General features: G+C 73.6%; 18 protein-coding genes. 11 read left to right on the plus strand and 7 right to left on the minus strand.

The window, feature by feature from the left end:
- Window positions 1-6 precede the first annotated feature (6 nt).
- From CP975_RS10815 to CP975_RS10830, 4 genes are read left to right on the plus strand one after another with little or no spacing between them, the layout of a single operon-like run.
- A complete protein-coding gene (locus CP975_RS10815) occupies window positions 7-915 on the plus strand; it encodes a hypothetical protein (RefSeq protein WP_055528914.1) in 909 nt (302 codons plus the stop codon).
- Window positions 912-1139, plus strand: a complete 228-nt coding sequence (locus tag CP975_RS10820; protein WP_055528901.1) for a Trm112 family protein — start codon at window positions 912-914, stop codon at window positions 1137-1139. Before CP975_RS10815 ends, CP975_RS10820 begins: the two co-directional genes overlap by 4 nt.
- Window positions 1140-1152: 13 nt before the next feature.
- Window positions 1153-1956 (plus strand): FkbM family methyltransferase, encoded by an 804-nt coding sequence (locus CP975_RS10825; RefSeq protein ID WP_055528902.1) that lies wholly within the window; start codon window positions 1153-1155, stop codon window positions 1954-1956.
- Window positions 1937-2554 carry a hypothetical protein gene (locus tag CP975_RS10830; protein ID WP_055528903.1) on the plus strand — a complete coding sequence of 206 codons (618 nt, stop codon included), beginning with the start codon at window positions 1937-1939 and terminating at the stop codon, window positions 2552-2554. The genes CP975_RS10825 and CP975_RS10830 overlap by 20 nt, the downstream gene beginning before the upstream one ends.
- Here CP975_RS10830 and CP975_RS10835 read toward each other — a convergent pair.
- On the minus strand, window positions 2538-3416 hold the full coding sequence (locus CP975_RS10835) for an ATP-grasp domain-containing protein (RefSeq protein ID WP_055528905.1): 879 nt from the start codon (window positions 3414-3416) through the stop codon (window positions 2538-2540). The genes CP975_RS10830 and CP975_RS10835 overlap by 17 nt on opposite strands.
- 180 nt (window positions 3417-3596) lie before the next feature.
- Between CP975_RS10835 and CP975_RS10840 the strand changes: the two genes are divergently transcribed.
- The 3 genes from CP975_RS10840 (at window position 3597) to CP975_RS10850 (ending at window position 6270) form a co-directional block, all read left to right on the plus strand.
- Window positions 3597-4502, plus strand: a complete 906-nt coding sequence (locus CP975_RS10840) for a LysR family transcriptional regulator (RefSeq protein WP_055528906.1) — start codon at window positions 3597-3599, stop codon at window positions 4500-4502.
- Window positions 4503-4615: 113 nt separating this feature from the next.
- Complete coding sequence (locus tag CP975_RS10845; RefSeq protein ID WP_055528907.1) at window positions 4616-5185, plus strand: cysteine dioxygenase family protein; 570 nt, start codon at window positions 4616-4618, stop codon at window positions 5183-5185.
- Window positions 5185-6270, plus strand: a complete 1086-nt coding sequence (locus tag CP975_RS10850) for a YeiH family protein (protein WP_055528908.1) — start codon at window positions 5185-5187, stop codon at window positions 6268-6270. Before CP975_RS10845 ends, CP975_RS10850 begins: the two co-directional genes overlap by 1 nt.
- A gap of 102 nt (window positions 6271-6372) precedes the next feature.
- Here CP975_RS10850 and CP975_RS10855 read toward each other — a convergent pair whose 3' ends face one another.
- Entirely contained in the window at window positions 6373-7611 is a 1239-nt protein-coding gene (locus CP975_RS10855; protein ID WP_150476817.1) for an acyltransferase family protein, read from the minus strand.
- Window positions 7608-10019, minus strand: a complete 2412-nt coding sequence (locus tag CP975_RS10860; protein WP_246201463.1) for a glycosyltransferase — start codon at window positions 10017-10019, stop codon at window positions 7608-7610. Before CP975_RS10860 ends, CP975_RS10855 begins: the two co-directional genes overlap by 4 nt.
- A gap of 192 nt (window positions 10020-10211) precedes the next feature.
- Between CP975_RS10860 and CP975_RS10865 the strand changes: the two genes are divergently transcribed.
- Window positions 10212-11708 carry an acyl-CoA synthetase gene (locus CP975_RS10865; RefSeq protein ID WP_425474242.1) on the plus strand — a complete coding sequence of 499 codons (1497 nt, stop codon included), beginning with the start codon at window positions 10212-10214 and terminating at the stop codon, window positions 11706-11708.
- 32 nt (window positions 11709-11740) lie between these two features.
- Here the strand turns inward: CP975_RS10865 and CP975_RS10870 are convergent, their stop codons facing one another.
- On the minus strand, window positions 11741-15436 hold the full coding sequence (locus tag CP975_RS10870) for a S8 family serine peptidase (RefSeq protein WP_150476818.1): 3696 nt from the start codon (window positions 15434-15436) through the stop codon (window positions 11741-11743).
- A 292-nt stretch (window positions 15437-15728) separates the two neighbouring features.
- On the opposite strand from CP975_RS10870, the gene CP975_RS10875 reads away from it, so the two are divergent.
- Together CP975_RS10875 and CP975_RS10880 are read left to right on the plus strand one after the other, a co-directional pair.
- Window positions 15729-16766, plus strand: a complete 1038-nt coding sequence (locus CP975_RS10875) for a rod shape-determining protein (RefSeq protein WP_055536473.1) — start codon at window positions 15729-15731, stop codon at window positions 16764-16766.
- A 52-nt stretch (window positions 16767-16818) separates the two neighbouring features.
- Window positions 16819-18726, plus strand: a complete 1908-nt coding sequence (locus CP975_RS10880) for a GAF domain-containing protein (RefSeq protein WP_150476819.1) — start codon at window positions 16819-16821, stop codon at window positions 18724-18726.
- Between the two features lie 43 nt (window positions 18727-18769).
- On the opposite strand, the gene CP975_RS10885 is transcribed toward CP975_RS10880, so the two are convergent.
- The 3 genes from CP975_RS10885 to CP975_RS10895 all read right to left on the minus strand — a co-directional run bounded on the left by CP975_RS10885 (window position 18770) and on the right by CP975_RS10895 (window position 22137).
- Window positions 18770-20752 (minus strand): ABC transporter permease, encoded by a 1983-nt coding sequence (locus CP975_RS10885; RefSeq protein WP_150476820.1) that lies wholly within the window; start codon window positions 20750-20752, stop codon window positions 18770-18772.
- A 164-nt stretch (window positions 20753-20916) separates the two neighbouring features.
- Window positions 20917-21723, minus strand: coding sequence for a molybdate ABC transporter substrate-binding protein (gene modA, locus CP975_RS10890; RefSeq protein ID WP_055527578.1), 807 nt, complete (start codon window positions 21721-21723; stop codon window positions 20917-20919).
- 15 nt (window positions 21724-21738) lie between these two features.
- The gene (locus CP975_RS10895) at window positions 21739-22137 is read right to left on the minus strand and encodes a TOBE domain-containing protein (RefSeq protein WP_030794085.1); all 399 of its coding nucleotides are present in this window, start codon (window positions 22135-22137) and stop codon (window positions 21739-21741) included.
- Between the two features lie 119 nt (window positions 22138-22256).
- Between CP975_RS10895 and CP975_RS10900 the strand changes: the two genes are divergently transcribed.
- On the plus strand, window positions 22257-23330 hold the full coding sequence (locus CP975_RS10900) for a YihY/virulence factor BrkB family protein (protein ID WP_246201465.1): 1074 nt from the start codon (window positions 22257-22259) through the stop codon (window positions 23328-23330).
- The last annotated feature ends 109 nt before the right edge of the window (window positions 23331-23439 follow it).

The following is a 23439-nucleotide window of genomic DNA, read 5'->3' on the forward strand; positions in this document are numbered from 1 at the left end:
TGGGGTGTGGCCGCGGCGCTGCTCGCGAACGTGCTCTACAGCACCGGGTTCGTCCTGGAGAAGCGGGCGCTGAGCGCCATGCCGTCGGTCAGCGTCCGCAACCCCGCGCGGCTGCTGCGGCTGGTGCTCGGCAGCCCGCTGTGGATCGGCGGCTCGCTCGCCCTCGCGGCGGGCTTCGGCGCCCAGCTCGCGGTGTACCGGACGCTGCCGATCGCCGCCGCGCAGGGCATCTTCGTCTCGGGCCTCGTCCTTCTTCTGCTGCTGTCCTCGGTCCTGCTCGGCGAGCAAACCTCGGGCCGTGAGCGGTACGCGGTCGCCGCGATCCTGCTCGCGCTGCTCATGGTCGTGCTGTCGCTGAACGAGCAGAACGACACGGTGAGCCGCGGCGCGCCCGTGCCGCTGGTCCTCACGGTCTGTCTGCCGTCGCTCGCCGCGGGCGTCTGGCTGTACAGCGCCGCCGAGCGCCGGGCCAAGCACCGCCATCGCCTGCCGTCGGCCGGCGTCGAGTACGGCGTCGCCGTGGGCCTGCTGTACGGCGTGAGTTCGCTGGCCATCAAGGGCGTCTCCAGCCATCTGACGACCCAGGGCATCGGCGGTGCGCTGGTGGACCTGCTGCGCTCGCCGTACCCGTATCTGCTCCTGTTCACCGGTGCGTTCGGCCTGGTCATGTCGCAGGCCGCGCTCCAGCGCTGCCGGGCCTCGCTGATCGTTCCCGTGTGTACGACGGTGACCGCCCTGTTCACCGCGGTGCTCGGGACGCTGGCGTTCGGCGAGGCGCTGCCGGACGAGCCGGTGCGCCTCGCGCTGCGCATCGCGGGCACCGTGCTCGCCGTGTCCGTACTGCTCGCCATGCCGAAGCACGACGGACCGTCACCCCGATCCACCCCACCCCCCAAGGAGTTGACAAGCGGATGAACCCCGACGACCCGCTGCTGAGGATCCTCGCCTGCCCGCTCGACAAGGGCCCGCTGCACCTGCTCGCCCCGGCGGACCCCCTCGTCCCGGACGAGGCGCTCTACAACCCGCGCCTGCGCCGCCGCTACCCGGTCATCGACGGCATCCCGCAGCTGCTGCCCTCCTCCGGCGAGCAGGTCCCGGAGGACGAGCACGAGCAGCTGCTCAAGCGGATATCCCCGTGACGGGGGGCCGCCGATGACGCTCGCCGCGCGCCTCGCGCCCTATGTCCCCGACCGCCTCATCGCCTCGCTGGCCCGGCTGGTCTATCCGCGCTTCGAACCGGAGCTGGCCCGGCTCGCCGACCTCTGCCCGCCGGGCTGCGCCACCGCCGTGGACGTCGGCGGCTGGTACGGCCCCTGGTCGCGCCGCCTCGCCTCGCGCGCGCGCCGCGTGGTGACCGTCGAACCGGTGCCGCACCTGGCCCGGCTGCTCGACGCCAGCACCCCCGGCAACGTCCGCGTCATCCAGGCCGCGGCCACCGACCGGCCCGGCACGGCCCGGCTCTGGCTGCCGCACGGGGACAACGGCGAGCGGGGCGTGTCGTCCCTGATCCGCCGCGACATCCACGCCACCGCCGTCGACGTGCCGTGCCTGACGCTGGACGGGCTCGGGCTGCGGGACGTCCACTTCGTCAAGATCGACGTGGACGGCAACGAGCTGCCGGTGCTGCGCGGCGCGCGGGAGCTGATCACCCGCGACCATCCGGCGATCTTCATCGAGCTGGAGTCCCGCATCCAGCCGATCGCCCCGATCGTGGACCTCCTCACCCGCCACCACGGCTACCGGGGCTGGGTGCTGCCGCACGACACCTGGCTGCCGCTCGCCGCCTTCGACCTGGAGGCGCACCAGCGCGCCACCTCGTACGTCGTCTCGCAGGGGCTGCTGCGCCGGGTCCTCACGCCCCGGCGCCCCCGGTACGTCAACTCGGTGCTGTTCCTTCCGGAAGGCCGCCGCCCCGGGGCGCCCGTGGTGCGCGACGATGGAGCACATGCCCGCTAGCCCTTCCGCCGCCCCGTTCACCCCGCTGGACTTCCAGCTGGTGCTGCTGCGCCGCATGGCCGACCACAACGCCGACCTGGTGGAGGACGCCCGCCGTGCGCTGGGCGCCTCCCTCGCTCAGATGCGGGAGGCCAACCGCCGGTGGCAGGCGATGACCCGCGGCGCGCGCTCCCGGGGCGCCGCGGCGCGCTACCGCTCCGTCCTCGGCGCCCCCGAGTCGACCACCCGCCGGACGATCGGCGACCTGGAGTGCGAGGCGCTGGCCTGGCCGGTGCCGCTCTGGCCGGACCTGCGCTTCGAGGTGCTGCTCGCGCCGAACGGGGCCGTGTGGAACGAGTGGCTGGTGCGCGCGCCGGGGGCCGGTGGCCCCGCACTCCGTACGCTCGACGACCTCGCCCCCTGGTCGTGCACGGTCGACGAGGCGGCGCGCGCCTTCGCCCCGGCGAGGCCCATGGAGGGGACGGCGCCGACCCGGTGGCGGCTCGCGTTCACCGCGCCGGACGCGGCCGGGCAACGGCGGAGCTGTGTCGCGGAGTTCACATGGGGACTGCTGCAACGGGTCTCGCTCGGGTACTCCGGAGCTATGCCGCCGCCTTGAGGATCAGCTCCGTGACGCGACTCAGGGAGTCGGAGCCGGGGTGCACGGCGAAGAAGAGGTTGGGCTCGACGAGTTCCAGTTCCATGACGAGCGGGCCGCCCTCGGGGCCGTCCACGAGGTCCACGCGCGCGTAGAGCAGTTCGGGCGAGCCGGGTATGGCCGCCAACGCCCGCTCGGCGACGTCGAGTTCCGCCTCGGTCGGCCGCCAGGGGCGCAGGTCGGGGTGGGGCATCTTGACGGCGTCGTAGGCCGTGCCCGGTTCGAGCACCGCACCCTTCTGCACGGCGTGCAGGAACTGTCCGCCGAAGTAGACGAGGGCGCGCTCGCCGGTGACGTCGATGTGCCGCAGATAGGGCTGCACCATGGCGGTGAACCCCTCCTCGTGCATGCGCTCGATCTGGGCGAGGGCGGCGGTACGCTCGTCGGCGCGATAGCGGGCGGCGTACCGCGCCCCTGCCCCGGAGGACGGCTTGACCACGAACTCACTCTCCGCGTAAGGCAGTTCGGGGCTCGTGCCGGGCGGGCAGTAGGACGTCGGCACGGTGGGGACGCCCGCGGCGGCCAGCTCGCCCAGATACCGCTTGTCGGTGTTCCAGCGCACGACGTCCGCCGGGTTGGCGAGCCGCGTGAGGCGGGCGCACCGCTCGGCCCACGCCACGTACTCGACGGTGCGCCAGCTGTAGTCCCACGTGGACCGGATCACGGCGAGGTCGAACCCGGCCCAGTCGACGTCCCGGTCGTCCCAGCCGACCACGTGGACGTCGGCTCCCGCCGCGCCGAGGGCCCGCGCCAGGACCGGCAGGTCGTGGTCGTACTCCGGCTGCGGCCGACGGGTGACCAGGGCTATGCGGGGGCTGAGCACGGGGGCTCCTCTTCGTACACGGCGGGGGCTCCTCTTCGAACACGGTCGGGTCCGGCCGGGGCCGGTCGGGCCCCCGCAGGCTAACAACCACCGCGGGACCGGCCCGGAGGGCGACGAGGTGATCCCGGGCCCCGCTCCCGCCCATGTTCGGTCCTCCCAACATCTGCTTATGATTTGGCGGTGTTCGATTCACGGCACATCAAGACGTTTTACGAAGTGGTCCGGGCCGGGTCCTACTCGGCGGCCGCCCGCTCCCTCGGCTATACGCAGCCCGCGATCACCCAGCAGATGAAGGCGCTGGAGCGGTCCGTCGGCACGCCGCTGTTCACCAGGGTCGGCCGGCGCATGCGGCTGACGGAGGCCGGGGAGGCGCTGTCGCGGCACGCCGGGATCATCCTGGACGACATCTCCGCCGCCCAGCAGCAGATGAACGCGATCACGCGGCTGCGGTCGGGGCGCGTGCGGGTCTGCGCCTTTCCGAGCGCCAACGCCACGCTCATCCCGGAGTCCCTGGCCCGCCTCGCCTCGGGGCATCCGGGGGTGCGCGTCGAACTCCTCGAGGACGAGCCGCCGGAGTCGCTGCGGCGCGTGGTGCGCGGCGAGTGCGACATCACGCTCGCCTTCACCTACCCCGGCCTGCACGAAGAGGTGCCCGACGAGCTGGCGGAGATTCCGCTGATGGAGGATCAGCTGACCGTGCTGCTGCCGACCGGGCACCCCATGGCACGTCGGCGTTCGGTCAAGCTCGCCGAGCTGGCGGAGGAGCGGTGGATCGCCGGCTGCCCGCGCTGCCGCGCCAACTTCCTGCACGAGTGCGCCGAGTTGGGCTTCGCGCCCGACATCGCCTTCACCACCGACGACAACCTGGTGGTGCAGAGCCTGGTCGCCGAAGGGCTCGGCATCGCGATGATGCCGGGGCTCGTCCTGAACTTCCTGTGCCACCGCAAGGTGACCGGCCGCGCCCTGGATCCCGCCTCGCGGCGCCAGGTCTCGGCGTACGTGCTCAAGGACCATCTGCGCATCCCGGCCACCGCCCTCGTCCTGGACGAGCTGAGGACCGTGGCGGCCAACCGCGTCGGCTGCTGAGCCCGTCCGCCCCGGAGCCGCCCGCTCCGCTCCGGGATCCATAAGCAGAAGTTTCGGGGTGGCCAAAGAACTGTCGTTGGACGTGATGGATCACTCGGCGCGACGCTGCCCGTATGACCACGCCGACCACGCACCGGGCCGCCCGGACCACAGAGCGCCTCGACACCCTCGTCGCCGACGTGCGCGAGGCCGTCGGGCGCGGCCTGCCCCCCGACCTGACCGCGTACCTGGTCGGCGAGCGGCTCGCGCCCCATCTCGGCGCCGCCGACCTACTCACCGACGAGCAGTGCGAGGGCGACCCCGAGCGTTACCGTCAGCACGTCCTGCACGCCGAGCACGACGGCAGCTTCTCGATCGTGGCGCTGGTCTGGCTGCCGGGGCAGCGCACCTCGGTCCACGACCACGTCTCATGGTGCGTCACCGGCGTACACGAGGGCGAGGAGCACGAGCGCCGCTACCGCCTGGTGCCCGCCACCGAGACCGGCGGCACGGCCCGCCTCGTCGCCACGGACGACGTCGTCAATCCGCGGGGCGCGGTCTGCGGCTTCGCACCGCCCGGCGACATCCACCGGGTGTGGAACGCCTGTACCTCACGCGCGATATCGATCCACATCTACGGGGCCGACATAGCCCGCCTGGGCAGCAGCGTCCGCCGGGTGTACGAGTTCCCGGCCGACCGGTGATGGCACTCCTCGGCGAGCGCCCCAAGTCCCGTATCAGGCACACGACTTCCCCGGTCGCGCGACCGCCCGGCAAGCTTCCCGGGCTCGCGCTCGGCGCCGCCGGGGTCGGCGCGGCCTGGGGCGTCCACCAGCTGGTGCCCGGCATCCCGATGCTCACCGCCGCCGTGGTCCTCGGCATCGCCGCGGCACATCTGCCCGGCGCCGCCCACCACTTCGTACGCGGCCCCGGCAAGGCGGGCCTGACGTTCGCGGCCAAGCGGCTGATGCGCGTCGGCGTCGTACTGCTCGGCCTGAAGCTGGGCCTGGACGACGTGCTCGGGCTCGGCTGGGCGTCGGTCGTGATGGTGCTCGGCGTGGTCGCCGTCACCTTCTTCGGCACCTGGTGGCTGGGCCGCCGCATGGGCCTGCGCGGGGACCAGCCGCTGCTCATCGCCACCGGCTACTCCATCTGCGGCGCGTCAGCGATCGGGGCGGTCAGCGAGGTCTCCGAGAGCGACGAGCGGGACACCGCCACCTCGGTTGCCCTGGTGACGCTGTGCGGGACGCTCGCGATCGCCGTACTCCCTCTGCTCCAGCACCCGTTGGGGCTCACCGACGCGGAGTTCGGGCGCTGGGTCGGGGCGAGCGTGCACGACGTGGGGCAGGTCGTGGCGACCGCGCAGACGGCCGGTTCCGGGGCGCTCGGCGACGCGGTCCTGGTCAAGCTGATGCGGGTGGCGCTGCTCGCGCCGCTCGTCGCGGCCGTCGCCCTGTCGGTGCGGGCGCGGTCGAGGGCGAGCGCCGCCCGGCGCGCCGAGGGCACCGGGCGGACCGCGGGCGCCAAGCGTCCGCCGCTCGTGCCGCTCTTCGTCGTCGGATTCCTCGCCATGGTCGCCCTGCGCACCACCGGATGGCTGCCGGGCGGCGTGCTCGACCTCGCGCAGACGTCGCAGGAACTCCTGCTGGCCGCCGCCCTGTTCGGCCTCGGCAGCGCGGTCGACCTGCCGTCCCTGACCCGCACGGGCGGCCGGGTCGCGGCGCTCGGCCTCGCGTCGTGGGGTGTGATCGCGGGGATCTCGTACGTGGGTGTGGTCCTGACGTACTGAACGCGGCACGCGCGACCAGTCCGAGCTGGACGTCCTCAAGGAGCGGCCGGCCCGGGGCCTCGCTGGGCCTGCGAGGCCCCGGGCCAGGGCTGGAGCCGCTGTTCAGCGGGTCGCCGCGGGCTCCGGGTAGAACTCCCGTGCCGCCCCCTTGCCGTCCTTCGCCCTGCCGAGCAGGCTCGCGGGGTACTCCACCAGCCAGTAGCTCGCCGTCCCGGCCGCCAGCGCCACGACGACCACCGCGAGGGCGGCCACCGGGAAGCCGGCCCGCGACGACGGCAGCAGGCCCGCGGCGGCGAGCTGGAGCATCACCGGCTCGTGCCAGATGTAGACGCTGTAGCTGATGAGCCCCACGCCCGTGGCCCAGCGGCTCGTCAACGCCCCCCGCCGCACCGCCGGTTCCGGCCCGGCCCGCCGCACGTGCAGCGTCGCGTACAGCAGCGCGAACCACAGCGCGGAGGCGATCGGATGGTAGAAGGTGTGCGCGAGGTTCTCCGGGTCGGAGGAGTACGACAGGGCGTACAGGCCGCCGAGTGCGGCGGCGGTCAGGGCCGCCGCCCATCGGGGCCCCAGCCTGCCCCGCTCCCCGCCGAGCGCCGTCAGCAGCACCGCGAGGCCCATCCCGGCCGCGAAGCCGCCGAAGCGGGCCTGCGGTCCGAAGTACACCGGCCAGACGGTGTACGGGACTTCGAGGACGTAACGCGCGTACGAGATCCACGCGAGCGGCGCCGCGAAGAGCACCGCGCACCCCGCCGCGCACAGGGCCACCCGTGCCCGGCGCGTCCGCAGCCCGCGGCAGGCGCGCACGGCGAGCGGGCCGAGCGCGATCAGCGTCAGGTAGAAGGCGACCTCCAGGGACAGCGACCAGCTCGGGCCGAGCGTGTAGAAGATCCGCTCGCGGTCGAGGACGTGCGTGAACGTCAGGTGTTCGACCAGGTCGCGCCAGTCCCCCGGCAGCGTCGGATTGCGCGTCGACCAGACCACCAGGACCGCCAGGAAGTACAGCGGCAGGATGCGGACCGCCCGCCGGAAGAGGAAGACCCGGCCCGGCCTGACCGCGCCCTCCTCCCCGTCGATGGCCGCGCGGGCGTAGGACAGCGTGAGCAGGTACGCCGACATCACGAAGAAGAGGTCGATCACTTCGAGGGAGAGCAGCGCCCCGAGGTAGGGGTTGTCGACGGGTGGGTGCGAGCCCGCCGCGTCGTAGGTGTGGTACTGCTGCCAGACGTGGAAGACGACCGTGCTGAGCGCGGCGAACCCGCGCAGGCCCTGGAGTTCGAGGGCCCGGCCGCGGGTGCGCGGCGCCTTCACCTCGGGAGGCGGCGCGGTGATCGGCGAGGTCACGAACCGACCTCCGCCCCGGCCGGCCCGGCGCTCGCGGCGGCCCTCGGTGTCACCCGCCACTGCCGGTCGCCGAGCACCTCCTTCAGATGCGCGGCCCTGGCCACCATGTTCTTGAAGTGCGTGTAGAAGAACGTCGACACGAGCAGATAGCGCCAGAACCAGCTCTTGCGGCGGCGCAGTTCGGGAACGGCGAGCCGCCACGCGAACCCCGCCTGCACCAGGCCCGCCGACAGCGTCACGGCCGCCGCGACGAGACACACCGGCACCGCCCAGTCGAGACGGTCCGCGCCGCCCGCGCGGACGGCGGCGTGCAGCAGGATCGGCAGGATCTGGAGCGTCAGCCACGGCTGGACCTCGCGCCAGCCGAGCAGCACGAACAGGCCCGTTTTCTGGCGGGGCGTGAACACGGGCGAGCGCAGGCCCCGCCAGAGGTGTTTGAGCGAGACCTGGAGCCAGCCCTGCGCCCACCGCGAGCGCTGGTTCCACAGGGGCCGCAGCATGGTCGGGGCCAGTTCGCGCGAGATGAGCGTGCGGTCCATGGCGATCCGCGCGCCCTCGTCGAGGGCCCGCATCGTGGAGTCGATGTCCTCGGTCAGCATCGAGCCGTGCATCCGCGTCCGGGCGAGCAGGTCGGTGCGCCAGAAGCCGTTGGAGCCACCGAAGACCCCGAAGCCGTAGAGCCGGGTGCGGCCGGGGTGGCTGACCGCGTAGATCGCCTCGAACTCGACGCCGACCAGCCGGGCGACCCAGGAGCTGTCGCCGTTGCGTATGACGCAGTGCCCCTGGACGACGTCGTAGCCGTGGGACAGCCAGTCCCAGGCGTGCCGGAACGCGTCGGGCGCCGGGTGGTGGTCGGCGTCGAAGATGCCGACGAACTCGCCGCGCACCCGGGTCACGGCCGCGTTGAGGTTCTGCGCCTTGGACGTGCTGCCGGCCACCGGGAGCAGGACGAGGCGCGGGTCACGGCGCGCGATCTCGCGCAGCGTCTCCTCGACGGGCAGCGGGTGCGGGGTGTTGTAGGCGAGGACGATCTCCAGCTCGTTCGGGTAGTCCAGGCGCAGGAACGACTCGACGGTGTCGACGATCGTGGCCGCCTCGTTCGGCAGGTACGCCGCGATGACCGCGCTCGCCACCGGGTAGGGCCGCGCGGGCCCGGCGGGCCGCGGCTTCGCGTCGAGCGAGAAGAGGCATTCGAGGACGATCAGCAGGGCCGACGTCACGAGGCCCGCGACCACCACCCAGTAGGCGACCGCCGCCGCGTCCCAGCCCATGGCGTACGCCTGTTGGTAGCAGAGGAACGGCACGCCCACGCCGAGCGCGAGCATCAGGACCGGCGAGAGCAGCGGAGTCACCGCGCGGAGCAGGGCGCGCGGGCCGCGGCGGGCGCGCCGGTGGCTGTGCGCGGCGGCGGTCCGCATCCACGGTTCGTAGCGCACCGGGCGCAGATCGCGGTGGCGCAGCGCCTCCTCGGCGGCGTCCCGCGCCTGCTCGGCGGCCTGCCCGCTCGCGCCCGTGCCGGTGCGGGCGGGCAGCGGGGTCCAGCCGACGGCCGGGGTGAGCCGTACGTTCTCGTCGGCGACGACGAAGCGGGTCCCGGCCACGGAGGCGGCGAACTGCCGCAGGCTCGCGGTGGCGCCCTCCTCGTCGACGCCCGGCATCAGGACGAGCAGGCGCCCCTCGTCGTCCCAGCCGAGCCGCCCGCAGACGCTGCCGAGCGGCTCCGCGACCTGGGCGAGGCGCTCCGCGATCTCGCGCCGCACGCGGGGTCCGAGCCGTGTCTCCAGGGCCTCGGCCTCGGCGACGTGGACCACGGCGAGGACGCCGCCGCGCCGGGCGGCGGCCGGGCGCTGGAGTTCACGGTCCAGCTCGGCCATGAAGTGCGGCGCCGAGTACAGGCCCGTACGGGGGTCGAGGAGCAGTTGTTCGACGGGGACGGGCACCCGGTGCAGCTTGGCCGCTATGCGGGCCGACAGCTCGTCCGGGTCGAAGGCCTGCGGTACGCAGTCGTCGGCGCCGTGCCGCAGCAGTTCGGCGGCCGTCGCGGGAGCGCGGGCCCCGGTGACCATGAGCAGCGGGAGCGCCTGGCCCGCCGGGTCGGCGCGGACTTCTCTGATGACCTCGCGGCCCTGCCTGCGCCCGTCGGGGCCGTCGTCCAGGGCGACGATCGCGTCGGGCGTGGTCTGCCTGACCTGGCGGCGTACGTCGCCGGGGACGGCATGCGTGACCGCGTGGCCGGTCAGGCGCAGGGTCCGGGTGAGCTGTTCGCGGCCGGGGCCGGGAGCGCCGACCGCGAGAATGTGGGGAGCGGCCGGCGGGGCGGGATCGGGGATGGTGGTGGACTGGTGCGGTATGAGCACTTGAGCGGGGGCGTCGCGGCGCCCCAGGAGATCGGGCATGGAGTCGGACATGAAGGTGGTCCCATCCTGTTCGGATTGTGGGGGGAGGACCGGAAACTCGGGCCAATAGGCCACTTCAGCCTCAGTGATCACTGTGACGCCGCACCTTCAGCGGCGTAACGCTCTCATTACGCGCCGGTGCAGAGACCGCGCACGACTGCACACGGCCCGCACAGAACGACCGGACTTCGAGGAGTACGACACGTGGATCCCCTCTTCCCGACCCTGACCGACGCGACGCTGAACGACCCGGCCCCGGCCGCCCCGCGCGCGGGGGCCTTCGACGAGGCCCTGCGGTTCGGCGAGCGCTCGCTGACGTACGGCGAACTCGCGGCCGCGTCCGGCGCGTTGGCGGCGCGTCTGAGCGGCGCGCACCGCGTCGCCGTCTGGGCCACGCCCTCCCTGGAAACCGCCGTGGGCGTGGTCGCCGCGCTGCTCGCCGGGGTGCCGGCCGTCCCGCTCAACCCGAAGTCGGGCGGCGGCGAGCTGGCGCACATCGTGGCGGACAGCGCGCCGTCGCTGGTCCTGGCCGAGCCGGGCGTCGAACTGCCGCCCGCACTGACCGACTTGACGCGGCTCGACGTCGTCATGGACGTACGAGAGCCGGCGGCGGGCCCGCGGCCCGCGGTGACCGAGCCGGACTCCCCCGAGGCCCCCGCCCTGATCGTCTACACCTCCGGCACCACGGGCCCGCCCAAGGGTGCCGTCCTGCCGCGCCGCGCGATCGCCACCACCCTGGACGCCCTCGCGGACGCCTGGGAGTGGACCGCCGACGACGTCCTCGTGCACGGCCTGCCGCTGTTCCACGTGCACGGCCTGATCCTCGGCACGCTGGGCCCGCTGCGGCGCGGCGGCTCGGTGCGCCACCTCGGCCGCTTCAGCACCGAGGGTGTGGCGCGCGAGCTGGGGGCCGGGGCGACCATGCTGTTCGGGGTGCCGACGATGTACCACCGGATCGCCGAAGCCCTGCCCGCCGACCCGGAGTTGGCGAAGGCGCTGGCCGGGGCGCGGCTCCTGGTGTCCGGCTCGGCCGCGCTGCCGGTCCACGACCACGAGCGCATCGCGGCCGCGACGGGGCGCCGCGTCATCGAGCGGTACGGCATGACGGAGACGCTCATGAACACCAGCGTCCGCGCGGACGGCGAGCCGCGCGCGGGTGCGGTCGGGGTGCCGCTGCCGGGTGTGGAGCTGCGCCTGGTCGACGAGGCGGGCGAGCCGGTCCCGGCGGACGATCCCGAGGCGGTCGGCGAGATCCAGGTGCGCGGCCCGAACCTCTTCACGGGGTATCTGAACCGCCCCGACGCGACCGCCGCGGCCTTCGCGCCGGGCGGCTGGTTCCGCACCGGCGACATGGCGCTGCGGGACCCCGACGGCTACGTGCGGATCGTCGGCCGCAAGGCCACCGACCTCATCAAGAGCGGCGGCTACAAGATCGGCGCGGGCGAGATCGAGAACGCGCTCCTGGAACACGCGGGGGTGCGGGAGGCCGCGGTCACCGGGGAGCCGGACCCCGACCTCGGGGAGCGGATCGTGGCGTGGATCGTCCCCGCGGACCCCCGGAACCAGCCGTCCGCGCAGGAGTTGGCGTCCCACGTCGCCGACCGGCTGGCCCCGCACAAGCGACCTCGGGTCGTGCGCTACCTGGACGCGCTGCCGCGCAACGACATGGGGAAGATCATGAAGCGGGCTCTGCCGCGCTGACGTTCGCCCCCTAGGGCGTGTCCCGGGGCCACCTACCTCACCCCCACGGCCCGCACGATCTCCTGGGAGACCGCCCCGCCCCGGTCATCGCTCACCGAGGCCCGCAGCGAGAGGGAGGTGGCGCCGCGCGGCACCTCCAACCGCCCCTCCCAGGAGGCCTTCCCGCCGTCCCGGTCCAGTGCGACGTCACGCCATGACTTCCCCTCGTCGTACGACACGGACAGCTTTCCGCCGCCAAGGGCCCCCGGGCCCACCGCCCCCTTGACGTACTCGGCGAAGATCCCCACCGGGATCGTACGCCCGCCGGGCACCTCGCCCGAGAGGGACGTGTCGATGTCGAAGCCGAGGTTGAGCAGCGGCAGGAAGGTCTTCCTGTCCGCGGGTGTCTCCTTCGACCTGAAGGTCCACTCGGAGTGCCCCCTCGTCGCGAGCCGCCACCGCCCGGGGTCGAGCGTGGTGTCGGTGACGACCTTGTACGTGCGCTCCGCGGGGTCCGCGCCCCACACGTACACCCCGGAACCCTCACGCCGGTCGATGCTGACGCCGTCCACGAAGACCTCGCTGACCTGCGTCATCGACGTTTCGTTCCACACATCGCCGAAGCCGGTGTGGTCGGGGCCCGAGTCGCCCCAGCCGGGCACGTTGAACTCCAGGGTGTCGCCGCGGCGCGTCTGGCCCCAGCCGAGGCCGGTGCCGAGCCAGGGGTGCAGCACCGGCTTGAACCAGTTCAGGCCGGTCCGCTCGCCGCCCTTGTAGGAGACGAGGCCGCTGCGCTGCTCCAGGGCGTTCGGCCCGGTGGTCACCGACTCGTGCCAGAGGCGCCCGGCGCCTGTGGAGACGTACTCCGTCCGCCGCGCCGGGTAGTGCGCCTTCTCCTGGAAACCGATGCCGGTCGGGAAGGTGCCGGTGACGGAGTAGCGGTACTCGCTGCCCGCGGTGGGCCTCACGGCGTGGAACTGGGTGTCGAGTACGGCGAGTTCACGCTTGGCCGGCCGGTAGGTGAGGTCGTGCGGCACGGCGCCCTCGTACCCCTTGGACAGGTCGTAGATGTAGGGGCTGCCGGCCGTGCCGATGCTCTCGATCCTCTTGCCCGCCTCGGCCGCCGCGATGAGCCTGGCCCCGTCGGCGGCGTCGACGCCGGCGATCTGGAGCGGCCGGTCCGTGTTGTCGTCGGTGCCGAACCAGGCGTTGAGCCGCCCTGGCTGGCTGTCCGTCACGAACAGTGCGCTCGCCCCCGCGTCCTGCGCCGCCTGGCCGAGCCGCGCCGGACTGACCGCGCCCGTGCGGCGTACGACGACGGCCTTGCCCCGTACGTCCTTGCCCTCGTACGCGGCCGGGGTGCCGTCGGCCGCGTACACCAGCGCCCACTTCCTCCGCCCCTCGGCGACGGTCCCGCCGGGCTGGGCGACGGCCTCGCGCAGGCCCTTGACGTCCACGAGGGGCTTGCCGAGCCGCCAGACCGTGCGGTATTCGAAGCTGCCCTCGGTGACCTGGGCGGTCGGGGCGGCGAAGACGCTGTCGTACTTCACGGGCACCTGGACGGCCTCTTGCAGCTCGGCGCCGCCGCCCTTCCTGTCGTACTCCATCAACAGTTGCCGGTTCTCCGTGCGCCGCTCGACCTCGGCCCTCACTTGCCGCAACTTTCTTCCGTCCAGGATCACTTCGCGGTCCCGGTCGAGGCGGATCTGCGGGTCGGCGAGGAATCCGAGGCCGAGCGAGTCCTCGCCCCCGGCGCCGCGCACGTCGAGGAAGGAGGTCAGGGCGTACGTCCCCGGATTCAGGCGGAGCTTCAGGGTGCCGGAGTCGCCGACGGCGGCCGGGAACGGATCGGCCCCCTCGGCGAGCCGCTGCACCACGAGATCGGCCGGGGCCGCAGCGCCGTCGCGATCCTTGACGCGCACGGTGAGCGTGTACCGCTCCTCCTCCTTGACCAGGCCGAACGCGGTGTGCGCGACCCGCTCGCCCCCGGCGCTCGCGACGACCGCGCCGCTGGTGTTCCCGACGGACGCCTTCGTGCCGTCGCCGGTGACGGTGGTCGATGCGGTGCCGTGCGCAGGGACGGTGAGGGTGGTGTCGCCGAGCACGACGACCCCGTCGGCGCCGCCCCGGACAGCAAGGCTCAACTTCACGTCGGTATCGCCTGAGTTGGCGTACGTGACCGTCCTCCTGACCGGCTCATCGCGGTCGTACGGCCAGTCGTGGAAGCCGAGGTCGACGCTGCCGCTCGCGGTGATCACTGCGTCGACGGCATCGGGCACACTGACCCTCCCGGCCCCCAACTCATAGGCACTGTCGGTGAGTTGCCGGGAAGTGGACATCAGGGCGTCCTTGAGCCGGGCGCCGGTCCAGTCGGGGTGCTTCTCGGCGAGCAGGGCGGCCACACCCGCGACGTGCGGGGTCGCCATCGACGTACCGCTCATCTCGGTGTAGAAGCCCTCGCCGCCGGTGAGCCCGGAGCGGGCCGCGAGGATGTCGACACCGGGCGCCGACAGATCGGGCTTGAGGGCGTGGTCGCCGTGGCGCGGGCCCCGGCCGGTGAAGGGGGCGGCCTGGTCGCGGGAGTCGACGGCGCCGACGGTCAGCGCGGAGTCGGCGGCGCCGGGTGAGCCGATGGACGAGGGCGCGCCGGTGTTCCCGGCCGCGACGACGAAGAGGGCGCCGGTCTCCTTGGAGAGGGCGTTCACGGCGGTGGCCATCGGGTCGGTGCCGTCGCTCGGCTCCTGCGAACCGAGGCTCATGGACACGACCTCGGCGCCGACGTCCTCGGCCGCCCACTCCATGCCGGCGATGACCTGCGACTCGCTCCCGAAGCCCTCGTCGCCGAGCACCTTGCCCACGGCCAGGGAGGCGCCGGGCGCGACGCCCCTCTCCTTGTTGCCGTCGGAGGCGGCGCCGCTGCCGCCGACGGTGGAGGCCACGTGGGTGCCGTGCCCGTTGCGGTCGGCGACCTCCTCCCCCGGGATGAAGCTCCTGCTCTGTGCGACGCGGCCCTTGAGATCCGGGTGCGCCCCGTCGACCCCGGAGTCGAGGACGGCGACCTTCACCCCTTTCCCCGTCAGGCCGGCCGCCCAGGCCCTCGGCGTGCCTATCTGTTCGTTGCTCCGCGCCATATCGGCCTCGACGCGCCCGTCGAGCCAGACCTTGTCGATGCCGGACGCCTCGTCGCGCAGGGCCCTCCACAGGGCGCCGGGCTTCTCGGCGGTCACGGCGAGGCCCGCGACACTCGGCAGCGCCCGCACCTTCTCGGCACCGCGGGGCACCGCACGGTCCCGGCCCCGGACGCCCCGCTCATACGTGACGATGAGCGGAAGCCGCGCCCCGTCGCGACCGCCGATCCCCTGCCGGATCAGCTCGCCGACATCGAACAGCCGCCGGTCGAGCACTCCGGAGCGCAGATACGGCCGCGCCTCGTCCGGTACGACGGTGAGGCGCCCGCCCGCCGTCCGGCTCCGCACGGCCCCGCTCGCGCCCGGGGGCCGTGCGACGGTGACGGTCCGTCTGCCGCCGGGGAGCCGGGTGACGGTGACCTGGTCGCCGGTGATCAGGGTGACGGTGTGGGAGGCGGGGGCGATGGCGGCGGGGGTGACGGCAGCGGGGGCGATAGCAGCGGGGCCGCTCGCTGCGGGGTTCTCGCCGGCGGTGGCGCCCGGCCCGGCGGGAAGCAGGGCGGACACGAGACCGACGGCACCAACGAGCGCGGCTCTTCGCCGCGCGGAGGCTCTGCTCATGAGGCTCCCTCTCTTCGTCGGACCCGGGCGGGGGTGGTGCCCGAGTGCTGGGAAGAGTGTCAGGGGCCTTCCAGGAAAGGGGAGTTGGCGGTGACTGGCGGAAAGCCGCCAGATCGACTGCCCGCCGAGCGGCCCGCCTCCGCGGGGGCGGGGCCCCGAAACCACCCATCCAGCCGCACCCCACCCGGCTCATCCCAGCGCGCGCGGCGAACCCGGCCCCCCGCACGATGCGAGGGAGAAGGGACCGCCGACCGACGGTCCATATCGGTCTGCGCTCTCGGGAGGACCTGCCATGACCGTCAGTCTGGAGCAGCTGCGCCGCTGCCACATCGCCGTCGACCTCGGCGCCGCGCGGACCCGCGTGTTCGTGAAGGGCGCGGGCCTCGTCGTGGACGAGCCGAGCGCCGCCGCGGTGAACACGAGGACCGGCGCGCTCATCGCGGTGGGCCAGTTCGCCGAGCAGATGACGGGCCGTACGCCTGGCTACATCCGCGTCGTCCGCCCCGTCTCCGGCGGCACCGTAGTCGACATCGAGATGGCTCAGCGGATGCTGCGGCACCTGCTCGGTGAGAAGCTCCGCCGCACCCTGCGCCGCAAGCCGCGGCTGCGCGCCGCCGCCTGCACCCCGCACGACGCGGACCCCCTCGCCCAGCGCGCGGCGGTCGAGACGATGGTCGGGCTCGGCGCCCGCCGAGTCGAACTGGTGGACACCCTCATCGCGGCGGCCGTCGGCTGCGGGCTCCCCGTGGAGCGCCCCGAGGCGACGATGATCCTGGTCTGCGGCGCCGCCACGACGCAGGTCGCGGTGCTCTCCATGGGCTCGATCGTGACGGCCGAACGCATTCCCGTGGGCGGCGAGGCCATCGACCACGCGATCGTGCAGCACCTGCGCCACCAGCACGAGCTGATGCTGCCCTCCCAGTCCGTACGCCCCCTCCAGCTCGCCCTGAGCGGCAACGGCCTCACCCCGCACGGCCCGGAGTCCACGGAGATCCACGGCAGGGACGTCGCGACGGGCCTGGCCCGCTCGGTCCACGTGGACACCGCCGCCGTACGCGACGCGATCCACACCCCGCTCACCGCCGTGCTCGACGGCATCGGCAAGGTGCTGCGCGACTGTCCGCCGGATCTGGTCGCGGACCTCGCGGACCGCGGAATCATGATGGTGGGCGGCAGCGCACGGCTGCCGGGGCTCGACCAGATGCTGCGGGACGCGACGGGAATGCCCGTACAAATCGTGGAAAGACCTGATGTGTGCGCCGTCCTGGGACTCGGTGCGATGCTGGAGGGCAAGATCCAGCCGCTGGTCCTGGACCCACTGTCCGGCTGACCGGCTGACCGGCAGCGGAGCCCGACACCGCGACACGGAGTGCGAGAGCGAGATGCCCGACGGAGCGGACGCGCCACTGCCTTCCGTGCCGCTGCTCGAGGCGGTCCTCGGCGTCGGCACGGATCTCGAACTGCGGACGACGCTCCAGCACATCGTGGACAGCGCGGCGCGGCTGACGGGGGCGGGGTACGCCACGCTCGGCGTCCGCTCCCCCGTCCACGAGGGGCCGGCCGAGATGTTCGTGGCGGGCGGCGGCACGCCGCCGGCCCGCGCCGCGGCGGACGACGAGGTCCTGCGCGTACCGATCCACGTCCATGACGAGGCGTTCGGTGACCTGCTGCTCGCCGACCGCGCGGAGGGGCCGTTCACCGACGAGGACCGGCAGCTCCTGAAGGTCCTGGCGAGCCAGGCGGGCATCGCGATCGGCAACGCCCGCCTGTTCGAGGCGGCCCGGCAGCGGGAGCGCTGGATCGAGGGAGCCGCGGCGGTGACCACGGCGCTGCTGACGGGTGAGGCGGCGGCGGACGCGCTGATGACGGTCGCGGACCGGGCGAGAATCCTCGCGGGCGCGGCGGCGGGGGTGATCCTCCAGCCCACGGAGGCGGGCGGCATGCGCATCGTCGCCGCCTCGACGGACGGCGCTCCCCACGGCTGGGGCGCCTCGGCGGGCCCCTCCGGGGGCACGGCCGGTTCCAGCGGGACGGCCGAGACCTCCTGGCCCTCGGGACTACCCGGGCCGTCCGGACCGCCCGCGGGGTCCGGGCCGCCCGTCGGGTCCGCGACGGCCGAAGCGCCCCCTGCGGCAGAGACGACCGAGACGACCGAGCCCTCCCGACCCTCAGGGCCACCCGGACCACCCGGACCACCCGGACCGCCCGCGGGGTCCGAGCCGCCCGTGGAGTCCGCGACGGCCGAAACGCCCCACGCGGCAGAGACGGCCGAGACGACCGAGCCCTCCCGACCCTCAGGGCCACCCGGGCCACCCGTCGGGTCCGCGACGACCGAAGCGCCCCCCGCAGCAGAGACGTCAGAAGCAGCGGAGACGGGCGGGCCGCCCGAACCCCCCGGGAGGGAGGCCCCCGCCACCCCCCAAGAGCCCTCTCCCTCCAACCACAACGACCTCATCGGCACCACCATCGAGCCCGGCAGCGCGGTCCTCACCCAACTGCTCGGCGGAGAGCCCGTGTTCATCGAGGACTCCGCTACCGACCCGCGGATGACGACGCACGTACGGGCCCGCTTCGGACCCAGCATGATGCTGCCGCTCCAGGCCGGAGGGCGGCTCATCGGGACGCTCGCGCTGCCGCGCCGTCGCGGCGCGCCCAGCTACACCGCCGCCGAACGGCTGCTCGCCACCCAGTTCGCCTCGCAGGCCGCCCTCGCCCTCGTACTGGCCGACGCCCAGCAGAGCCGGGAGCGCCTCGCGGTCTTCGAGGACCGCGACCGTATCGCCCGCGACCTGCACGACCTCGTCGTCCAACGCCTCTTCGCGACCGGCATGATGCTGGAGTCGACCCGGCGCAAGGCCGGCTCCCGGAAGGTGGAGGCCACGCTCGACCAGGCGGTCGACGAACTGGAGTCCACCATCCAGGAGGTCCGCACGGCCATCTTCGCCCTCCAGCAGCCGCCCGCCGACGCCCCCACGACCTTCCGCGGCAAGGTCCTCCGCGAGACGGCGGGCGCCGCCGCGGTCCTCGGCATCCAGCCGTCCGTGCACTTCGGCGGCGCCGTGGACACCCGGATCACGGACCCGGCGGCGACACACCTCCTGGCCGCCCTGCGCCGGGCCCTGGCCGCCGCGTCACGCCGGACCGGGGTCACGCGCGTCGACGTGGCGGTGGACGCGCGGGCGACCCTTCCCGACGGCCGGGAGGGCGTGCGTCTGACGGTGTACGACGACGGAGCCACGGACAGCGTGGAAGCGGGCACGACGGTGACCTGGCAGGCCCCCCTCCAGTAGCCAGTGGCCAGTTAGCCAGAAGCCTCAGGTAGCCAGCGGGGGCTCAGAGCGCCACCACCGAGACCTCCGTGGCCTTCACGCTCGTCCACACCTCGGCGCCGTCCACGATCCCCAGCTCCACCGCGGCCTGCGGAGTGATCTCGGCGATCAGATCCGGCGCCTCGGCCGAAACGATCAGGACCCGCAGCCTGCTCCCGGCGGTCGTCACCTCCCGTACCGTCCCCCGCCACACGTTGCGCGGGCTCCCCTCCGGCCTCTCGCGGTGTACGGACACCGCCTCCGGCGCGATCACCGCCAGCGCCCGCGTGCCCGGCGCGGGCGGGTCGGCGACGACCAGCCGTCCCTGCCCCGCCAGGACGAGCGTGCCGTCCGCGCCGGCCGTCCCCGGCCAGGCGTTGCGGCCGAGCATCCGCGCCACCCACGGCGACCGGGGATGCCGGGTGACCTCGGCGGGCGGCGCGTCCTGCAACGTACGCCCCTCGTCGAGTACGAGGACCCGGTCCGCCAGCGACACCGCCTCCACGGGGTCGTGCGTGACGAGCAGGCACACCCCGCCGAAGCCGTCGAGATGGCGCCGCAGGGTGTGGCGGACCTGCGCGCGGGTGGTCTGGTCGAGGGCGGCGAGCGGCTCGTCGAGAAGCAGCATCCGGGGCCGGGCCGCGAGCGCCCGTGCCAGCGCGACCCGCTGGGCCTGCCCGCCGGACAGCTGGCCGGGCCTGCGGTGCGCGAGGTGGCCGACGCCGAGCCGGTCGAGCCAGGCCCGCGCCTCCCGGCGGGCCCGCGCCCGCCGGACGCCCTGCGCCCGCAACCCGTACGCGGTGTTGCCGAGCGCGCTCAGATGCGGGAAGAGCGCGCCCTCCTGGGGTACCCAGGCGACCCCGCGGCGGTGCGGCGGCAGCGCGGTGACGTCCTGGTCACCGAGCCGCAGCCGGGCCTGGGCGCGGGGCGTCAGGCCGAGGAGGGCGCGCAGCAGCGTGGTCTTGCCGGCTCCGTTGGGCCCGACGACGGCGATGGTGGTGCCGGGCGGGGCGTCGAGGGTCAGCTGGTTGTGGCCGGTGACATCGGCGTGCAGGGCCCACTCCTCCTGCGGGGCGGGGTCCTTGACGAGCGGCTCGGGCGTACCCGGGGCCGCCGTCCCGTCCCCCGCGACCGCCCCATCCCCCGCCACCGAGCCGTCCCCCGGCCCGCCCGCAGCGCCCGCGGTCTTCACGGACGCCCCGGCCGACCACCGCCCCCGCAGCCCCACCAGCACGGCCATGGCGATGGCGAGCAGCAGCAGCGACAGCGAGGTCGCGGCCTCGGGTGAGTCCTGGAGCAGCAGATACACCTGGAGCGGCAGGGTCTGCGTGGTCCCGGGAAGATTGCCCGCGAAGGTGATCGTCGCGCCGAACTCCCCCAGCGCCCGCGCCCAGGTCAGCGCGGCCCCCGCGACCAGACCGGGGGCGACCATCGGCATGGTGACGGTGAGGAACACCCGTACGGGAGAAGCCCCCAGGGACGCCGCCGTCTCCTCGAAGCCGGGCCGCAGCCCGCCCAGCGCGCCCTCCAGACTGATCACGAGGAACGGCATCGACACGAACGTCGCCGCGACCACCGCGCCGGACGTGTGGAACGGCAGCACGATCCCGAAGGTGCTCTCCAGCCAGGGCCCGAGCAGCCCGCGCCGCCCGAAGCCGAGCAGGAGCGCGACGCCGCCGACGGTCGGCGGCAGCACCATCGGCAACAGCACGAGGGACCGTACGAACGCCTTCCCGGGGAAGTCCACCCGCGCGAGCAGCCAGGCCAGTGGCACCCCGAGCAGCAGGGAGAGCCCGAGCGCCCAGAACGACACGAGCATGGAAAGCCTCAGAGCCTCGGTCACGCCGGGCGCGGACAGATGACCGCCCAGCTCGCCCCACTCGGTACGGGCGAGGATGCCGATGAGCGGCATCAGCAGGAACGCGATCGCGAGCAGCGCGGGCAGCCCGAGGACGACGGGCGTCCGGGGGCGGCCCGGGGCGCGGGGGCGAAGGCGGAGGCGGCTCATCGGCGGTCCTGGGGTCGGTGGTGGTGACGCGTACGACCGTGGCACGGCGAGCCGCGAAGGCGTACGACCGTGACACGGAACCCCGCCCGTGCGACGCGTACGACCGGGCGCCCGTGGCGGGGAGGCGTCGGGCGCCCGGAAGTTGCAGGCCGCGGGCGTGCCCGCTACGGCTTCTGGAAGCCCGCGTCCCGAAGGATCTTCTGCGCCTTCGGCGTGCTGAGCCACTTCACGAACTCCGCCGCGGCCTTCCCGTGCTCGGAGCCCTTGAGCGTCGCCGCCGGATAGGAGGCCACGGCGTTCTGCGCGTCGGGGATCGCGACGGCGTCGACCTTGCCGGGCGCGGTCGCGGCGTCCGTCCGGTAGACGAGACCGGCGTCGGCCTCGCCGAGTTCCACCTTGCTCAGCACGGAACGGACGTTCGCCTCCTTCGAGACGGGCTTCACCTCGACGTGCTGCCGGTCCAGGACCTGCTTGCTGTAGCGCCCGACCGGAACCGTGTCGTCCGCGAGAACCACCTTCAACTCGCTGTCGCCGAGGTCCCTCAGCCCCTTGATCCCCTCCGGGTTGCCCTCCCGGGTGGCAATCACGAGCCGGTTCCTGGCGATCACGGTGGGCGTCCCGGTCTCCGCCTTGAGCCCGTCCATGGTCCTGGTGTCGGCGGTGACGAGCACATCGGCGGGCGCCCCCTGCTTGACCTGCGCGGCCAGCTCCTGCGACCCGGCGGCCGAGACCGTCAGCCTCGTGCCCGGGTGGCCCCTCTCGTACGCCTTCTCGGCGGTGGCGAAGACATCGGTGAGGGAGGAGGCGGCGAGGACGGTGAGGTTCACGTCCTTGCCGCCGCCGTCCTTCTTGCCCTCGCCGCCGTCGTCACCGCCGCCACACGCGGTGGCGAACGGGACGAGCAGCGCGGCGGTCACGACCGCGGCGGCACCACGGCGGACCGAGGCGGGGACGGGGGACTTCGGGAACATGGCGGGGCTCCTGGCTCAGGCGCGGTCGATGTGCACGCTCGTGGACTTCACCCGGGCGGTGGCCTGCATGCCGACCTCCAGGCCGAGTTCCTCCACCGCCTCACGGGTCAGCAGCGAGACGAGGCGGTGCGGGCCCGCCTGGATCTCCACCTGGGCGGCCACGTCACCGAGCTTCACGGCGGTGACAATGCCGGGAAAGGCGTTGCGGGCGGAGGTGTACGGCACGTCCTCCTCGCCCGCGTCGCCGCTCCGCGCGACCTCGACGGAGAAGGCGGCCAGGTCTCGTCCGTCGATGAGCCGGCGCCCGCCCTCGTCGCGGTGCGTGGCGACGCGTCCCGCGTCCGCCCAGCGGCGGGCGGTGTCGGGACTGACCCCGAGCAGACGCGCGGCCTGCCCAATCGTGTAGGACTGCATGTGCGACAAGATAGGCGTGTTTGCCTCGCATCTGAAATATTTGATGGAAATCTCCATGGCAGATGCGGGCCCCCATGGAGGAACCGCCAAGACCCGACCGGTGCGCTGCTGACAGGCATATGTCGGCCCAGCCGGCCAACTCGCCCCGCATGGCACTCTTCGGCAAGCACAAGCACGAACGTGAGCACGACGACCAGGACCGCGACCGCGACACCGATCCGGGCCCCGGCCCCGAGGTCGAGGCGGCGGCCCCCGACGAACCCACCGAGCTGCCCGCCCGCTCCTGGTGGTCGGTCCTGCGCCGCACCGGCAAGGAGTTCATGGACGACGACCTGCCCGACCGGGCCGCGGCCCTGACCTACTACGGCGTGCTGTCGCTCTTCCCCGCGCTGCTCGTCCTGGTCTCGGTCCTCGGCGTGATCGGCAAGTCGGCCACCGACTCGGTCCTCGGCAACCTGGAGAAGCTGGCGCCGGGCCCGGTCCGCGACCTGCTGAGCGACGCCGTACGGCAGCTGGAGGGCAGCGGGAGCACCAGCGGTGTGGTGGCGATCGGGGGTCTGCTGCTGGCGGTATGGTCGGCGTCCGGTTATGTGGGGGCCTTCATCCGCGCCTCGAACGCCGTCTACGACCTCCCCGAGGGCCGCCCGGTGTGGAAGCTGACACCCCTGCGGATCGCGCTGACCCTGGCCCTGATGGTCCTGCTGGCCGCCAGCGCGCTGCTCGTGGTCTTCACGGGCCCGATCGCCGAGCGCGCGGGCGACGCCATCGGCGTGGGCGACGAGGCGCTCACCGCCTGGTCCCTCGTGAAGTGGCCGGTGCTGCTGGTCATCGTCATGTCGATGATCGCCCTGCTCTTCTGGCGGGCCCCGAACGTCCACGGCCCGGGCTTCCGCTGGCTGAGCCCCGGCAGCGTGCTCGCGGTACTCCTGTGGCTGGTGGCCTCCGCGGGCTTCGCGCTGTACGTCGCGGGTTTCGCCTCGTACAACAAGACGTACGGCACCCTGGCGGGCGTCGTGATCTTCCTCGTCTGGCTCTGGCTGTCGAACCTGGCCATCCTGCTCGGCCTGGAATTCGACGCGGAACTCGCCCGCCAGCGCGCGATCGCCGGCGGCATGCCCCCCGAGGAGGAGCCGTACGTGGAGCCCCGCGACACCCGCACGTGGCCCGACTCCCGCCCCGACCCGGCGTCCTGACTGTGCGTCAGGCGCGGCGCCCGGCGCCCTCACGACCACCGGGCGCGCATTGTGACCATGTTTCAGCTGTAATCACCCGCAAGCAAAAAGAGGCCAAAATCTCTCTTTA

The sequence above is a fragment of the Streptomyces alboniger genome, from assembly GCF_008704395.1.
GTDB lineage: Bacteria > Actinomycetota > Actinomycetes > Streptomycetales > Streptomycetaceae > Streptomyces > Streptomyces alboniger.

Coding starts and splice junctions, on each gene's coding strand:
- CP975_RS10820 (WP_055528901.1), top strand. CDS start 912: ATGAACCCCGACGACCCGCTGCTGAGGATCCTCGCCTGCCCGCTCGAC.
- CP975_RS10885 (WP_150476820.1), bottom strand. CDS start 20,752: ATGAGCCGCCTCCGCCTTCGCCCCCGCGCCCCGGGCCGCCCCCGGACG.
- CP975_RS10850 (WP_055528908.1), top strand. CDS start 5,185: ATGGCACTCCTCGGCGAGCGCCCCAAGTCCCGTATCAGGCACACGACT.
- CP975_RS10895 (WP_030794085.1), bottom strand. CDS start 22,137: ATGCAGTCCTACACGATTGGGCAGGCCGCGCGTCTGCTCGGGGTCAGT.
- CP975_RS10870 (WP_150476818.1), bottom strand. CDS start 15,436: ATGAGCAGAGCCTCCGCGCGGCGAAGAGCCGCGCTCGTTGGTGCCGTC.
- CP975_RS10825 (WP_055528902.1), top strand. CDS start 1,153: ATGACGCTCGCCGCGCGCCTCGCGCCCTATGTCCCCGACCGCCTCATC.
- CP975_RS10900 (WP_246201465.1), top strand. CDS start 22,257: ATGTCGGCCCAGCCGGCCAACTCGCCCCGCATGGCACTCTTCGGCAAG.
- CP975_RS10860 (WP_246201463.1), bottom strand. CDS start 10,019: ATGTCCGACTCCATGCCCGATCTCCTGGGGCGCCGCGACGCCCCCGCT.
- CP975_RS10830 (WP_055528903.1), top strand. CDS start 1,937: ATGGAGCACATGCCCGCTAGCCCTTCCGCCGCCCCGTTCACCCCGCTG.
- CP975_RS10875 (WP_055536473.1), top strand. CDS start 15,729: ATGACCGTCAGTCTGGAGCAGCTGCGCCGCTGCCACATCGCCGTCGAC.
- modA (WP_055527578.1), bottom strand. CDS start 21,723: ATGTTCCCGAAGTCCCCCGTCCCCGCCTCGGTCCGCCGTGGTGCCGCC.
- CP975_RS10880 (WP_150476819.1), top strand. CDS start 16,819: ATGCCCGACGGAGCGGACGCGCCACTGCCTTCCGTGCCGCTGCTCGAG.
- CP975_RS10845 (WP_055528907.1), top strand. CDS start 4,616: ATGACCACGCCGACCACGCACCGGGCCGCCCGGACCACAGAGCGCCTC.